This window comes from Streptomyces sp. NPDC043685 (assembly GCF_056436585.1).
The window spans coordinates 666815-680480 of sequence record NZ_JBWKCH010000001.1 but is presented as its reverse complement, the minus strand read 5'-3'; the positions used below and the strand labels follow the sequence as shown (position 1 = coordinate 680480).

General features: G+C 71.9%; 12 protein-coding genes. 4 read left to right on the top strand and 8 right to left on the bottom strand.

The features are described 5' to 3' along the window. Positions 1-21: 21 nt before the first annotated feature. Together AC0665_RS03225 and AC0665_RS03220 are read right to left on the bottom strand one after the other, a co-directional pair. Positions 22-687, bottom strand: coding sequence for a hypothetical protein (locus AC0665_RS03225; RefSeq protein ID WP_478704325.1), 666 nt, complete (start codon positions 685-687; stop codon positions 22-24). Between the two features lie 110 nt (positions 688-797). Continuing rightward, entirely contained in the window at positions 798-2975 is a 2178-nt protein-coding gene (locus AC0665_RS03220) for an ABC transporter family substrate-binding protein (protein ID WP_478704324.1), read from the bottom strand. A 289-nt stretch (positions 2976-3264) separates the two neighbouring features. Here AC0665_RS03220 and AC0665_RS03215 point away from each other — a divergent pair, with 289 nt between their 5' ends. The 4 genes from AC0665_RS03215 to AC0665_RS03200 are packed head-to-tail and all read left to right on the top strand — an operon-like array spanning position 3265 to position 7162. Next, positions 3265-3555, top strand: coding sequence for a hypothetical protein (locus AC0665_RS03215; protein WP_363117093.1), 291 nt, complete (start codon positions 3265-3267; stop codon positions 3553-3555). A gap of 57 nt (positions 3556-3612) precedes the next feature. After that, a complete protein-coding gene (locus AC0665_RS03210; protein WP_478704323.1) occupies positions 3613-4449 on the top strand; it encodes a hypothetical protein in 837 nt (278 codons plus the stop codon). Further along, on the top strand, positions 4449-6389 hold the full coding sequence (locus AC0665_RS03205) for a fumarate reductase/succinate dehydrogenase flavoprotein subunit (RefSeq protein WP_478704322.1): 1941 nt from the start codon (positions 4449-4451) through the stop codon (positions 6387-6389). The genes AC0665_RS03210 and AC0665_RS03205 overlap by 1 nt, the downstream gene beginning before the upstream one ends. Beyond that, complete coding sequence (locus AC0665_RS03200; protein ID WP_478704321.1) at positions 6386-7162, top strand: succinate dehydrogenase/fumarate reductase iron-sulfur subunit; 777 nt, start codon at positions 6386-6388, stop codon at positions 7160-7162. Before AC0665_RS03205 ends, AC0665_RS03200 begins: the two co-directional genes overlap by 4 nt. Positions 7163-7180: 18 nt before the next feature. Here AC0665_RS03200 and AC0665_RS03195 read toward each other — a convergent pair whose 3' ends face one another. From AC0665_RS03195 to AC0665_RS03170, 6 genes are all read right to left on the bottom strand, one after another. Continuing rightward, the gene (locus AC0665_RS03195) at positions 7181-8317 is read right to left on the bottom strand and encodes a glycoside hydrolase family 18 protein (RefSeq protein ID WP_478704320.1); all 1137 of its coding nucleotides are present in this window, start codon (positions 8315-8317) and stop codon (positions 7181-7183) included. 17 nt (positions 8318-8334) lie between these two features. Then, positions 8335-10971: a SpoIIE family protein phosphatase gene (locus AC0665_RS03190; RefSeq protein ID WP_478704319.1), complete on the bottom strand. Its 2637-nt coding sequence runs from the start codon at positions 10969-10971 to the stop codon at positions 8335-8337. A 252-nt stretch (positions 10972-11223) separates the two neighbouring features. Continuing rightward, a complete protein-coding gene (locus AC0665_RS03185; protein ID WP_363117087.1) occupies positions 11224-11655 on the bottom strand; it encodes an ATP-binding protein in 432 nt (143 codons plus the stop codon). Between the two features lie 135 nt (positions 11656-11790). Beyond that, positions 11791-12246, bottom strand: coding sequence for a (deoxy)nucleoside triphosphate pyrophosphohydrolase (locus AC0665_RS03180; RefSeq protein ID WP_468635907.1), 456 nt, complete (start codon positions 12244-12246; stop codon positions 11791-11793). Positions 12247-12309: 63 nt separating this feature from the next. Continuing rightward, positions 12310-12504, bottom strand: coding sequence for an SPOR domain-containing protein (locus AC0665_RS03175; protein ID WP_363117085.1), 195 nt, complete (start codon positions 12502-12504; stop codon positions 12310-12312). Positions 12505-12844: 340 nt separating this feature from the next. Further along, positions 12845-13597: a GntR family transcriptional regulator gene (locus AC0665_RS03170; RefSeq protein ID WP_468635905.1), complete on the bottom strand. Its 753-nt coding sequence runs from the start codon at positions 13595-13597 to the stop codon at positions 12845-12847. Between the last annotated feature and the right edge of the window lie 69 nt (positions 13598-13666).

Below are 13666 nucleotides of genomic sequence, written 5' to 3'. Positions count from 1 at the left end.
GCCGGGATATATCGGTGCAGGTCAGGACGGTTCGCAGGCCTGCCGAACGGCTTGTCGCGCCAGGGCCGAGTCCGGGCGCTCGTCACAGTCGAGCAACCCTGTGATGCTGACCGTCCAGTTCCGGGCGTGACCGGAGGCGGTCCTGCCGTCCGGACAGGTGTAGCGGAAGTCCGCCGAGATCTCCCGCACGCCGGCGTACTGGACGAACTCGCCCGCCGCGTGCGGTACGACGCGCTCGTTGTCGGGCTTCGGGGCCGGTTGCCGGACGTCGGTGAACGACCAGGTGTCGCCGCCCGCCTCCGCCAGGGTGCGCGCGTCGGAGTCGATCACACCGGCCTTCTTGCCGAGCGAGAAGAGGACCTCCGCGGCCGACAGGTCCGGTCCTCCGGCGGCGCGTACCGAGGGGCTGGGGGTGGACACCCGCCGCATCGGGCTCTGCAGGGCGCCCTCGCCCTTGCCTGGCCGCTCCGGGTCGGAGACGTCGGTCAGGCGGTCCCGCTCGGTGAGGCGGGACCAGGTGAAGGTGCCGTCCGCGCAGGCCTTCGGCACGGCCCTGTCGGTCTTACGGGCATCGGAGGCCTTGGGGGCCTTGTCGTCGCCCGCGTCCGCCGTGCACGCCGTCAGTCCCGTCACCAGCGCCCCGATGACCAGCCCGGCCGCGCAGGCCCGCCGTAGTGTGCCGCGCATGAGCGGCCCCCGTCCCCCGTGCACGGACGCCCGGCGCCCGCACCATGATCGCTGACCTGATGGTGGGGGCACCGGACGGGGGACGGCAAGGCGTTTGAGCATTACCAGAGCTACCGAGCGGCGGAGCCCTTCGCCGACGGGCCGGACGCCGGCTTCGCGCCCTTCTTCAGGAAGCCCATGTCCTCGTAGACCGGGGTGGCGAAACCGAAGGCGCCGGTGTTGACCAGGTTCTTGCGGGCCGCCAGGAGCTGGGGGCGCTGGAAGAGCGGGATCGAGCCGGCCGCCGCCCAGATGCGGGAGTCGGCCTTGCGGATCAGCGAGCGGGACTCCTCCTCGTCGAGGGTCGACGCCGCCTCGTCGAAGAGCTGGTCGACCTGGTCGGTGCCGACGCGGGTGTAGTTCTGCTCGACGTTGAGCGAGCCGTCGGCGGCCGGGACGGGCTTGGCGTAGACGGGGCGGGCGTCGGTGGCGGGGAAGGCCGTGGCGGGCCAGGAGTACAGGGCGAGGTCGTACTGGCCGGAGGCGATGTGGTCCTTGAAGTAGGACTCGTCGGAGACCTTGGAGATCTCCGTGCCGATGCCGACGCGCTCCAGCATGCGGGAGATGCGGTCCGCGACCGTGCGCAAGCTCTGGGAGCCGGGCCCGGAGGGGAGCACGAAGCGCAGCGTGAGGGGCTTGCCGTTCTTGGCGAGCGGGGCGGTCTCCTGGTTCGCCGGGGCGGCGGTGCCCCGGGGGGCGTAGGCGCCGGGGGCACCGCCCTGGTGCGGCTTGTACTGCTTGCCGTCCTGGGCGAGGTGTTCGGCCGGGTCCGGTCCCCGGTGTGCCTTGTTGTCCTCGGCCCCGGTGCCGTCGCCGTCCGCCGCCTCAGGGGAGCCGGCGCCGGCCTTGTCACCCTCGGAGCCGGCCGCCTTCTCCTTCTTCTTCTGTTCCTCGACCGGGCCGCCGCGCACCCACCCGGCGTCCGCGAGCAGCGCCTGGGCCTCCTTGGTGTCCTGACCTCCCAGGGCGCCGCTGTTGTCGGCGTAGGCGGCCTGGCCGGACAGGGCGAGGTGGCTGCCGACCGGCACGGCCGGCAGGCCGAGCGGCTTGAGGACGGCTTCGGCCAGTTCCGCGCGGTCCAGGGCGCGGGCGACGGCCCGGCGGACGCGTTCGTCGGTGAGCGGGCCCTCGGCGCCGTTCAGGGCGAGCTGGGTGTAGGCGGGCTCCAGGGACTTGCGCACCTCGAAGCCGCTGAGAGCCTGCTGTCGCCGGGCTGCCCTGGCGGCCGCCTTGCGCAGCTTCTTGCGCGCGAGGGTCTCCTCGTCGGCGGCGTCCTCGTCGGAGCCGTTGGCGACGGCCCAGGAGCGCAGGGAGTCGGCGGCGGACCGGTCGGCGCCCGGGCCCATCAGCGCACTGGCGGAGCCGTGCGGGCGGGCGGCGACGGTGATGCGGCGGGCGGCCACGGGGTCGATCTCGGCCAGGTCCAGCGTGCCGGCGGCCAGCTCGGCGGCCCGCTTGTCGCGCGGGACGGTGCGCAGCTCGATCTCGGAGAGCTTGGCCGGCTCGCCCCACCAGCGCGCGTTGCGGGCGAGGGTGATCCGCTCGTCCTCGCGGTCGACCTCCTGCACCGTGAAGGGACCGGCGGTGACCTGGAGCTTCTTGCGGGCCCCGTCGTTGAAGGAGTCCGGGGTGCCCATGACGTCCTTCGGGTACAGCGGCGAGAACAGCGAGCGCCAGTCCGCGTAGGGCCGGCTGAAGGTGACCCGGACCTCCAGGGCGTTGTCGCCGCGCTCGATCTTCTGGATGCGGTCGTAGCCGGCGTTGCGGGCGGTCCAGTACGCGGTGTCCTTGCCGGACAGGGCGCGCCACTGGGCGGCGAAGTCGGCGGCGCCGATCTCCCGGCCGTCGCTCCAGACGGCCTGCTGGTTGAGCTTGTACAGGACGACCTGCTTGGGCTCGGTGTCGACGATCTCGGCGGACTCCAGGTAGTCGGCGTTGCGCTCCGGGCGGCCGGAGGCGTCCATGCGGAACATCGACGGCAGGACGGCCTGGGCGACGCGGGTGGTGGTGGCGTCGGCGTCCGACTGGAAGGTGTTCAGGGTGTCCGGAACGGAGTCGACGGCCCAGCGCAGGGTGCCGCCGTCGGAGATCCGGTCGCGGGGGGCGGGCTGGATGTCCTGCCCGGCGAGCGGCTTGCCGGACGGATCGTCCGAGCCGCATCCGGCGAGCGCTGGCACCGCGAGCACACCCGCGGTGAGGAAGGCGACCGAGCGCGTGACCGCACGCGGGCCGACGCCGTGCTGGGACATCTGTGGTACCTCCGGGAAGCCGCGGGCGTTATGATCACTTTTGGCGGTATTTGGAGTTCATCTGATGTATGCGGCCACTGAAGAGGAAAGGGTTCGGCAACACAGGGCGACACGGCGGTCACGCACGGGAAGCCACCCGTGCGGCGCAACGCACCGCACAGTGCACCCACACGCCTCGGCCAATCGATGCACATCCCTTCACAGCACAAGGTGTGACGCGCAACACTCGCAGGCGCATGGACGTTGCCGCCTTGGGCCACCGAAGGACCCGCGGAAGTGAGGGCAAGTCATGTCCGTTCACGACGAACTGATGTCAGTCCAGCGCAGTCTCGACGAAGTGTTCCGGTCGCTGGGGCGCCTGGAGAAGCAGCTCGGCACCGGCGGCCTGGAGATGCGCCGCGTCCGGGCCGACGCCAGCCACCTGCGCGAGAGCGTCGCCCTGCTGCGCGACGCCGCCGCGTCACCGACCGCGCCGAACCGCCCCGAGCTGGTCACCATCTCGGACGCGCCGTACGACCCGTCGCTGTGGGTCGACTCGGACGACGAGGGTCTGGGCGCCCGGGACCGGCGCGCTCCCTGACCCGGGGAGGAGTCGAGCGCGACCGGCACCTCCCCCGAACCCGACCGGAGTCGTCACGTGGCCACTGGTACGGAACCCCCTGCCACCGAACCCCAGCCCCGAAGCGGCGGTGTGCGGGGCGCCGCGCGGGCCGCGATCGCCGCCCCGCACCTGCGCACCGACCGCTGGTGGCTGGCCCCGGCCGGCACGGCCGCGGGCCTGCTCGCCTTCATCGTCTACTCGACGTGGCGGGCCTTCGCCGACACCGACTACTACGCGGCACCGTACGTCTCGCCCTTCTACTCCCCCTGCCTGGCGGAGCGGTGCGAGCCGATGCGGTCCGGTCCGAACTGGGAGATCTTCGGCAGCTGGTGGGGCATCTCGCCGGCGATCATCATCCTGGTCTTCCCGCTCGGCTTCCGCCTGACCTGCTACTACTACCGCAAGGCCTACTACCGGGGCTTCTGGGCCTCCCCACCGGCCTGCGCGGTGGCCGAGCCGCACAAGAAGTACACCGGTGAGACCCGCTTCCCGCTGGTCCTGCAGAACATCCACCGGTACTTCTTCTACGCCGCGATCGTGGTCGCCGCAATCCTGACCTACGACACCGTGCTCGCCTTCCGCGACGAGACCTACGCCTGGGGCCACATGGGTCTGGGCACGCTGGTGTTCCTGGTCAACATCGTGCTGATCTGGGCGTACACCCTCTCCTGCCACTCCTGCCGGCACATCGTCGGCGGCAAGCTCAAGCACTTCTCCCGGCACCCCGTGCGCTACCGGATGTGGCAGTGGGTGGGCAAGCTCAACGCCCGGCACATGCAGCTCGCCTGGGCGTCGCTGGTGAGCGTGGCGCTCGCCGACTTCTACGTCTATCTGGTCGCGTCCGGTGCCTTCGACGATCCGAGGTTGTTCTGATGTCCGTGGTCGACCGGCAGGAGTGGGACGTCGTCGTGGTGGGCGCGGGCGGCGCGGGTCTGCGCGCGGCCATCGAGGCACGCGAGCGCGGCGCCCGCACGGCCGTCATCTGCAAGTCGCTGTTCGGCAAGGCCCACACGGTGATGGCCGAGGGCGGCATCGCGGCCAGCATGGGCAACGCCAACCCCAACGACAGCTGGCAGGTCCATTTCCGCGACACCATGCGCGGCGGCAAGTTCCTCAACCAGTGGCGCATGGCCGAGCTGCACGCCCAGGAGGCCCCGGACCGGGTCTGGGAGCTGGAGACCTGGGGCGCGCTGTTCGACCGGACAAAGGACGGCCGGATCTCGCAGCGCAACTTCGGCGGCCACGAGTATCCGCGCCTCGCCCACGTCGGCGACCGCACGGGCCTGGAGCTGATCCGCACCCTCCAGCAGAAGATCGTCGCCCTCCAGCAGGAGGACTTCAAGGAGACCGGCGACTACGAGTCCCGGCTGAAGGTCTTCCAGGAGTGCACGGTCACGCGTGTCCTGAAGGAGGACGGCCGCGTCTCGGGCGTCTTCGCCTACGAGCGCGAGTCGGGCCGCTTCTTCGTCCTGGAGGCACCGGCCGTGGTGATCGCGACGGGCGGTATCGGCAAGTCCTTCAAGGTGACGTCGAACTCGTGGGAGTACACCGGCGACGGGCACGCGCTGGCCCTCCTCGCGGGCGCTCCCCTGCTGAACATGGAGTTCGTGCAGTTCCACCCGACCGGCATGGTCTGGCCGCCGTCGGTCAAGGGCATCCTCGTCACCGAGTCGGTGCGCGGCGACGGCGGGGTGCTGCGCAACTCCGACGGCAAGCGGTTCATGTTCGACTACGTCCCCGACGTCTTCAAGGACAAGTACGCCGAGACGGAGGAGGAGGCCGACCGCTGGTACGACGACCCGGACCACAACCGGCGTCCCCCCGAGCTGCTCCCCCGTGACGAGGTCGCCCGGGCCATCAACGCCGAGGTGAAGGAGGGGCGCGGCTCCCCGCACGGGGGCGTGTTCCTCGACGTGTCGACGCGCATGCCCGCCGAGGTGATCAGGCGGCGGCTGCCGTCGATGTACCACCAGTTCAAGGAGCTGGCGGACGTCGACATCACGGCCGAGCCGATGGAGGTCGGGCCGACCTGCCACTACGTGATGGGCGGGGTCGCGGTCGAGTCCGACACGGCGGCGGCGCGCGGGGTGCCCGGGCTGTACGCGGCCGGTGAGGTCGCCGGCGGCATGCACGGCTCGAACCGGCTGGGCGGCAACTCCCTGTCCGACCTGCTGGTGTTCGGCCGCCGGGCGGGCCGGCACGCGGCCGAGTACGCGGCGGGGCTGGGCGGGACACGGCCCGCGGTGGACGACGCCCAGATCGACTCGGCGGCGGCCGAGGCCCTGCGGCCCTTCTCGGCCGAGGCGGAGACCGAGGAACCGGCGGGCGGCCCGCCGGAGAACCCGTACACCCTGCATCAGGAACTCCAGCAGACCATGAACGACCTGGTCGGCATCATCCGCCGCGAGACGGAGATGAAGCAGGCCCTGGAGAAACTGGCACAGTTGCGGGTCCGGGCGCGCCGGGCCGGGGTCGAGGGACACCGGCAGTTCAACCCGGGCTGGCACCTCGCCCTGGACCTGAGGAACATGCTGCTGGTCAGCGAGTGCGTGGCGCGGGCCGCGCTGGAGCGCACCGAGTCGCGCGGCGGGCACACCCGGGAGGACCACCCGGGCATGGACCGCGCGTGGCGCCGGATCAACCTGCTGTGCGCGCTCACCGACCCCACGGGCGGCCTGGCGGCGACGGACCCGGTCCGCGGCCAGATCACCCTCACCCGTGAGACCACCGAACCCGTCCGTGCCGACCTGCTCGCCCTGTTCGACAAGGAGGAGCTGGTCAAGTACCTCGCCGAAGAGGAGCTCCACGAATGAGCGGCTATACGGCCCACTTCAGGGTGTGGCGCGGGGACGTGAGCGGCGGCGGCCTTCAGGACTTCGAGGTCGAGGTCAACGACGGCGAGGTGGTGCTCGACATCGTCCACCGCCTCCAGGCCACCCAGGCGCCCGATCTCGCCGTGCGCTGGAACTGCAAGGCCGGCAAGTGCGGTTCCTGCTCGGCGGAGATCAACGGCCGCCCGCGGCTGCTGTGCATGACGCGCATGTCGGTCTTCGACCGGACGGAGACGATCACGGTCACGCCCCTGCGCGCCTTCCCGGTGATCCGCGACCTGGTCACGGACGTCGGCTTCAACTACCAGAAGGCCAGGGAGGTCCCCGCCTTCGTGCCGCCGGCCGGTGTGGGGCCCGGCGAGTACCGCATGATGCAGGAGGACGTGGACCGGCCGCAGGAGTTCCGCAAGTGCATCGAGTGCTTCCTGTGCCAGGACACCTGCCATGTGGTGCGAGACCACGAGGAGAACAAGCAGGCGTTCGCCGGGCCCCGTTTCCTGATGCGGGTGGCGGAGCTGGACATGCATCCGCTGGACGCGGCGGCGGAGACGGGCCTGGACCGCAAGACCACCGCCCAGGACGACCACGGCCTCGGCTACTGCAACATCACCAAGTGCTGCACGGAGGTCTGCCCCGAGGGCATCAAGATCACCGACAATGCCCTGATCCCCCTGAAGGAACGGGCGGCCGACCGCAAGTACGACCCGCTGGTGTGGCTCGGCTCGAAGATCAGGAGGCGCTCCTCGGCAGGCTGACGGGGCGGCTCGGCCCGGTCACCGCACCCAGTCCTCCTTGTAGGCGCGCCAGTCGGCCTCGGTGGCGGCGAAGTCGATGTACAGCGCGACGCCGAACCGGGCCCGGTCGGCGTCCGTGCGGGACAGGCCCAGGCGGACGCCGCGTACGGCGGCGGGGACGGTCTCGGCGTGGTCCCAGTGCCCGAAGCGGTTCTCGTGGAAGAAGGGCAGGCCCATCAGCAGGTCGGTGGAGGGCGGGGTGACCTCCAGCGCGAGGGAGGTCTGCTGTGCGACATAGCCGCCGTAGGTGCTCTCAAGGGGCTGCATCGTGTCGTACGACATCATGGCGATCTGGTCGACGCGGCGGGCGACCTGGCCGAAGAACTCCTGCGACCACCACTTGGGGTGGCCGGTGACGCCGCCCCACAGGGTGTGGAAGGCCGGGAGCGGGTCGATCTGGTGTGAGGCGACCGACAGCCGGGCGCCCCGGGAGCGGGTCTCGCCGCGCAGGGCGTCGAGGAGGGCGAGGTAGTTCCGGTCGCCGGAGTGCAGCGGCTCCAGATCGAGGTGGACGCCCTCGTAGCCGGTGTCCAGGATCCGGCGGGCGGAGCGCAGGACGGCGGCGCGGGTCCGCGGCTCCTCCAGGCGCATGCCCTCCTCGCCCTCGGTGGCCAGCACGTCGCCCAGGAACGCCTGGACGCGGACGCCGGGGAGCTTGTCGTGCACGGCCTCGATGAACCAGCGCGCCCTCGGGTACGCCGACTCGGGGAGGGTGCCGTCGTGTTCCAGCGGTCCCGAGTGGACGTACAGGTCGCGGATGCCGGTGCCGTCGAGACGCCGGGCCAGCGCGGTGACGTCGGCGTCCTTCTTGCGGCCGTCGACCCAGGCGTGGCCGAGCCAGAGGGCGTCGCGGCCGCGGGTGCGGGTGCCGTCGGCCGGGTCGCCCATGTAGGTGATGCGCAGGGCCGTCAGCGCGGAGAGGACGGGGAGCAGGAGGAGCACGGCCAGGGCGATGGCCGTGCGTCCGAGCAGGCGCCGGCGCCTCGTGCGGCGGTCGTGGCCGGGCGCGGGATCCGCCTCGGGCGCTGCGGCGTTCTCGCTGTCGGCGGCTTCCGTGTGGGCCATGCCGTCTCCCCCCGGTGGCGCGTTGACGTTGCCGGAGAGGACGATCAGCATGCGTGTTCGGTTGCGGGTCAGAACAGGCTCAGCAGCGCCTCCGCCGGATCCGTCAGGCTCGTGTCGCCTCCGGGCAGGGGCAGTTCGAACCACACCGTCTTGCCCCGGGGCGTGCGGCGGGAGCCCCACGCGGCGCTGAGCAGGCCGACGAGCTGGAGGCCGCGGCCGCCCTCGTCGGTGTCGCGGGCGCGGCGTCGGCGGGGCTGGACCAGGCCGGAGTCCCAGACCTCGCAGACGAGGGTGCGGTCGAGCAGGAGGCGCAGGCGGATCTCGCCCTCGCCGTAGCGCAGGGCGTTGGTGACCAGTTCGCTGACGAGGAGTTCCGTGGTGTCGACCAGGGGTTCCATGTCCCAGGCGAGCAGTTGGGCGCGCGCGTACTCACGGGCCCGGCCCACGCTGCGCGGCTCGCGCGGCAGGGTCCAGTCGCCGACGGAATCCGTGGGCAGTCCCTGTACACGTGCCATCAGCAGCGCGATGTCGTCCTCGCCGTGATGGGTGTCGAGGGTGTTGAGGACGTGGTCGCAGACGTCCTCCAGCGGCTGGGTGGGGTCGGCGAGGGCGCTGACGAAGGCCTGGAGGCCCTCGTCCAGGGGGTGGTCACGGCTTTCGACCAGGCCGTCCGTGTAGAGCGCGAGCAGGGCGCCCTCGGGCAGTTCGACCTCGACCTCCTCGAAGGGTTCCCCGCCGACGCCGAGCGGCATGCCGGGCGGCACGTCGAGCATCAGCGCCGGCTCGCCCGGCTCGACCAGGACGGGCGGCAGATGGCCCGCGTTGGCGAAGGTGCAGCGCCGGGTGACGGAGTCGTAGACGGCGTAGACGCAGGTGGCGAGGTACACCTCCGACAGGTCCGCCTCGCGGGGGCGGCGGGCCGCCCGGGTCGCCTGCTGCACGCCGCCGGGGGCTCCGAGGTTGCGGGCGATCTCGTCCAGCTGGGAGAGCACCTCGGCCGGTTCCAGGTCGAGCTGGGCCAGGGTGCGGACCGCCGTGCGCAGTTCGCCCATGGCGACGGCGGCGCGCAGGCCGCGGCCCATGACGTCGCCGACGACCAGTGCGGTGCGGTGGCCGGGGAGTTCGATGACGTCGAACCAGTCCCCGCCGACCTCGCTGGGCCGGCCGGTGTTGACGCTGCCGGGCAGGTAGCGGCAGGCGATGTCCAGGCCGGAGGCCTCCGGGTCGCCGGGCGGGAGCAGGGACCGTTGCAGTATCAACGCGCGTTCGTGCTCGCGCCGGTACAGGCGCGCGTTGTCGATGCAGACCGCGGCCCGGGCGGCGAGTTCGACGGCCAGGTCACGGTCGCGGTCGCCGAACGGCTCGCTGCCCTTGGTGCGCGCGAACTGCACGAGCCCGACGACGGTGTCGTGGGCGACCATCGGCACGGCGAGCGTGCCCTGCACGAGCCCGCCGTCCTCACCCGGGACGATCTGCGGGCGGGCCGTGCGCAGGGCGTCCGCGCAGGGCGAGTTGAACGGGTAGTGGTGGACGGCGCCGACCGAGACGGGCACGCCGGCACCCGCGAAGGGTTCGTCGGACACGGCGCTGGCGAAGGCCACACGGCGCAGTTCGGCGCTGCCGTCGGCGAGCCCCGGCGGGGTCTCGTCGCCGGCCAGCAGGCCCTGGTAGAGGTCGACGGTGGCCAGGTCGCAGAAGCCGGGGACGACCACGTCGAGGAGCTGGCGGGCGGTGGTCTCCAGGTCGAGGGAGTTGCCGATGCGGGCGCCCGCCTCGTTCAGCAGGGCGAGATTGCGCCGGGCGGCGGCGGCCTCGCGGGCGGCGGCGCGCCGGGCGGTGATGTCGGTGCCGAGCCAGGCGATGCCGATGGGGCGTCCCGAACCGCTGTGCACGCGATAGAGGTTGACCGACCAGTGCCGGCGCTCGTCGGAGCCCGGCACGAAGCCCGTGACGTGCATGTCCGTGATGGAGTTTCCGCTCTCCAGCACGCGGCGCAGGGTCGCGGCGACCCGCTCGGCCTCGCCGCGCGGGAGATAGTCGTGGACGCCCTTGCCGCGGTGGTCGTCGGGCGTGCCGCCGAAGATGGACGCGAAGCGCTGGTTGGCGCGGCGGACCCGCAGATCGGGGTCGATCAGCAGGAAGCCGAACGGGGATTGACCGAAAATGGCCTGCGAGGCGGCCAGGTCCGTCTCGATGCTGCGCAGGGTGCGCACGTCGACGACGATGCAGACGGCCGCCTTCTCGCCCTCCTCGGTACGCGTCGGCATGACGTACACCTCGGCGAGGCCCTCGTGGCCGCACTCCCCCTCGACGCCCTTCGGCATCCGGAAGGGCACCACGCCGGTCCACTCGCGGCCGTCGAGGATCTCGGCCATCTTGCGCATGCCGCGCTCGCGGTGGCGCGGGTCGATGAACGCCTCGATGGGGTCCATGCCGACGGCGCGGTCGGCGCAGATGCCGAAGAGGTGCTCGGCGCGCAGGCTCCACTGCTCGACCAGCCCGTCGGGGCCGATGGAGAAGGACGCGACCTTGATGTAGTCGTAGATGGATCCGGGGGGACTGCTCTGCCAGATCGCGTCCCCGGAGCGCCCCCCGTCGGCGGCGGGCGCACCGTCCACCGCGGGGACCGGGCTGTCGGCAGCCCGCGCCCTCGCGCCCTCCGACGGGTCCTCGGACTCCGAGGCCCTCGCTGGTATCTCGCTCACGCGAACCGTCCCCTCCAGCTCACCGCGCCCGGCACCGGTCACCGGGGGCGGCTGCCCGCAGTATCCAGCACTACGGTGCCGCACAACACGGTGTTCACGATCACAGCACGGTCCCGATGGTTTTCGGTCCGGACCGTGACAACACTTCCAGTCTTCTAACCAGGGGACACGTCGTCGAATCCCGTCCGCCGGCAACCGCCACTGGCCTGAACCAATCGCTCTACAGGGGGAAGACGTACGTACACCGGATTTTCACTCCGGTAGCGCGAGTTCGAACCAGACCGTCTTGCCCGTGGTGCCCGGCCGGGTACCCCAGCGGCGGGAGGACGAGGCCACCAGGTGCAGTCCGCGGCCGCTCTCGTCCTCCAGGCGTGCGGCGCGCTCGCGGGGCGGGTCCGGCAGTGGGTCGGAGACCTCGACCAGGAGGACGGCGCCGAGGCCGGAGGGGCGCACCAGGCGGACTCCGATGGGGCCTGTGGCGTGCCGCAGGGCGTTCGTGACCAGTTCGCTGACCAGCAGGGCCGCGAGATCGGCGAGGCTGTCGAGGTTCCAGTCACGGAGTTGGCCGCGCACGGCCTGGCGGGCGGTGCGCACGGCGCCCGGCTCGGCGGGAAAGGTCCACTCGGCGCAGCCGCCTTCGGGGTCGATCACGCCGATCACTTCCCGGGCAGAAGCCTCACCCATGTCCGGTTTCATGGGGTTAATGGGCACATACCCGATATCCAGGGCGGAGTACCGCGCGGGACGGCGCACTGTGACACGAAAGGCGCAGAGGCGCCCGTGGAGCACTGGGGCGAAACCGCACGCCCCCGTCCTGCGTCAGGCGCCGGGGTCCTGCACCGGGCCGGTGCCCGGGTGGCCGGAGGCCAGGTGTCCGGCGACGGCGAGGTGGGCGAGGGCCTGCCGTACGGCCGGGACGTCCTGGTCCAGCCAGCTCACGTCCCAGATCTCGTCGGGGCCGAGCCAGCGCAGCTCGTCGTGGTCCTCCAGGGGCTCGGGGGCGGCGGAGCCGGGCCGCAGCCGGGCGGTCCACACCTGAAGGACGTAAGGGGGCCGCAGCGGCCACTGGCCCGGGACGCGCCCGCCCACCTCGGCGTCGACGCCGAGTTCCTCGCGCAGCTCGCGCGCGAGCGCCGCGTCGGCCGTCTCGCCGGGCTCGACCTTGCCGCCGGGCAGTTCCCAGCGCCCGGCCAGCTCGGCGGGGGCGCTGCGCCGGGCGGCCAGCAGCCGCCCGTCCTCGACCAGCGCGGCACCTACGACGATCCGCTCACTCATGCGGGGGAGCCTACGGGAGTCCCGCCGATCACCGCCGCCCCTCCCGGGGCGGCCCCGCGGCAGTCAGTCGTGCACCACGGCGGAGCCGTTCTGGCCGAGCCGCTCGACCCAGTACAGCTGCTTGTGGCCGCGGCCGTCGAGGCTGTCCGCGATCTTCTGGGCCTCCGCCCGGGTCGCGTACCGGCCCACGCGGTAGCGGTTGCCGTTGTCGTCCTCTCGTATCACGAGCCAGGGAAGAGTGACCGTGCTGTCGTTCATCGCGCCCCTCCACTTCCCACCCGCGGCCTGTGCCGTGCCCCACCCGCTAAGGAAACCGCAATGCGCATATGCCCGAGCCTACGCCTAACCTTCACGGAGCGAATACGGCTTTTCACAAAGAGGTACGCAACAAGCCAGAACGCAGGGGGCGCACGCAGATGAACGCGCCGTCCGCGCACTACGGAGCAACCCGTCGCAGGCATACCGCATACACAAGCCTCGACCTGGGTGAACGACAGCCGGCCCCGGGACCCGCACCGGCCGGGCCCGTGTCCGCGCACAGGCCGTCGTGTGAGCGGGGCGCACGGGGAGCGCGCCCCGGGGCGGATGTGAGGGTTCGCTACTTGACCGGAAGGTGGTACGCGACCCGGTACCGATCGGCCGGGATGACCACGTCAGCCGTCTCCACCGGACGGCCGGAGGCGTAGAACGTGCGCTGGACGACCAGGACCACGTGCCCCGGGACGCCGCCCAGGACGAGCAGCTCCTCGGCGAGGCCGGGGCGGGCGCCGACCTCCTCCGTGACGTTGTCCACGATCACGTCGATGGCGCGCATCCGCTCGACGACGCCCATGCCGCCGACCGGCCCCTCCTCCGGCAGCATCACGGGCGTACGCCCCGTCACGGCGAGGGGCTCCCAGGACGTGGAAAGCATCATCGCCTCGCCGCCCTCGCGGTAGAGGTACCTGGTGCACATGACCCGCTCGCCCGGCTCGATCCCCAGCCGCTCGGCGACGGCGACACTCGCCTCGGACTGCTCGCTGCTCGACTCCCAGGTGCCGCGGCCGTCACCGTCGGCCTGCTCCTGGCGGAACGCGGTCGCCCCGCCGGTCGGGCGGAAGCCGGAGCGGGAGATGCGCCGGGGCACGGGCCGCTCGCGCACATACGTGCCCGAACCGGAGCGGCCCTCGACCAGGCCTTCCGCCATGAGCACCTTGCGGGCCTCCAGCGCGACGGTGTCCGACACCCCGTACTCCTGGCGGATTCTGGCCTGGGAGGGGAGACGGGTGTGCGGTGGCAGCTGACCGTCGACGATCTTCTGGCGGAGATCACCCGCGACGCGCAGATACGCCGGCTGCTCACCGAATGTCACTGGCCGCTCCCATCAGGTTGTACAGACAGCAACAGCGTGGCAACCCTAGGTTGTCCGGTGCAAGCAAAG

Excerpts from the sequence above, each read along its gene's own strand:
- AC0665_RS03200 (WP_478704321.1), top strand. The coding sequence starts at position 6,386 with ATGAGCGGCTATACGGCCCACTTCAGGGTGTGGCGCGGGGACGTGAGC.
- AC0665_RS03220 (WP_478704324.1), bottom strand. The coding sequence starts at position 2,975 with ATGTCCCAGCACGGCGTCGGCCCGCGTGCGGTCACGCGCTCGGTCGCC.
- AC0665_RS03175 (WP_363117085.1), bottom strand. The coding sequence starts at position 12,504 with ATGAACGACAGCACGGTCACTCTTCCCTGGCTCGTGATACGAGAGGAC.
- AC0665_RS03185 (WP_363117087.1), bottom strand. The coding sequence starts at position 11,655 with ATGGGTGAGGCTTCTGCCCGGGAAGTGATCGGCGTGATCGACCCCGAA.
- AC0665_RS03205 (WP_478704322.1), top strand. The coding sequence starts at position 4,449 with ATGTCCGTGGTCGACCGGCAGGAGTGGGACGTCGTCGTGGTGGGCGCG.
- AC0665_RS03215 (WP_363117093.1), top strand. The coding sequence starts at position 3,265 with ATGTCCGTTCACGACGAACTGATGTCAGTCCAGCGCAGTCTCGACGAA.
- AC0665_RS03195 (WP_478704320.1), bottom strand. The coding sequence starts at position 8,317 with ATGCTGATCGTCCTCTCCGGCAACGTCAACGCGCCACCGGGGGGAGAC.
- AC0665_RS03225 (WP_478704325.1), bottom strand. The coding sequence starts at position 687 with ATGCGCGGCACACTACGGCGGGCCTGCGCGGCCGGGCTGGTCATCGGG.
- AC0665_RS03180 (WP_468635907.1), bottom strand. The coding sequence starts at position 12,246 with ATGAGTGAGCGGATCGTCGTAGGTGCCGCGCTGGTCGAGGACGGGCGG.